The organism is Fictibacillus sp. WQ 8-8, from assembly GCF_024494405.1.
Taxonomy (GTDB): Bacteria; Bacillota; Bacilli; order Bacillales; family Fictibacillaceae; genus Fictibacillus_C; species Fictibacillus_C marinisediminis.
Map to the genome: position 1 here is coordinate 1 of NZ_JAMXKG010000052.1, position 595 is coordinate 595.

The 595-nt window shown below is 40.3% G+C and carries 1 protein-coding gene; it reads right to left on the reverse strand.

Annotated features, from left to right (window positions below; all coding sequences use genetic code 11):
* The coding region (locus M1K46_RS25575) for a tyrosine-type recombinase/integrase (protein WP_256228239.1) at positions 1-595 on the reverse strand (595 nt) is incomplete at both ends.

The following is a 595-nucleotide window of genomic DNA, read 5'->3' on the forward strand; positions in this document are numbered from 1 at the left end:
AAAATATTTCCTATAAAATTCCTGTCTGATGCTTCCGCTTAATTGCGCATAAATCCGGGTAGTTTCACTTTTTTCATGACCTAATAAGCTTTGAATAACATCAAGAGGTGCTCCATTATTCAATAAATGGGTTGCATAGCTGTGCCTCAGTTGATGCGGATGAATGTCTTTGTTAATGCAAGCACGGTTGGAAATTCGCTTAATTATGTATCGCATCGTGGCAATGCCCATTCGATGAGGATCGCGTTCCGTGACAAAGATAGCAGGATCCCTGTCTACACGACTATCCAGGTATCGTTTTAACCAAATTTCGCACCGGATATTAAAATAGACTTCCCGTTCCTTATCGCCTTTACCTCTTATAACAGCTGACCGGTTCGACCAATTAATTCTACCTCTATCTAGGGTAACAACTTCACCTATTCGACATCCAGTGGAAAACATGAATTCAAACAGAGCCTTTTCCATTGGGGAACAACAGGCTTCCCGTAAATGTTCAATTTCCATTTCAGTCAAAAATTTAGGAATTCGTTTCCCGGTTTTAGGTTCTTTTATTTTCGCTGCTGGGTTTTTGGGAATATGCCCTTCTTCATGA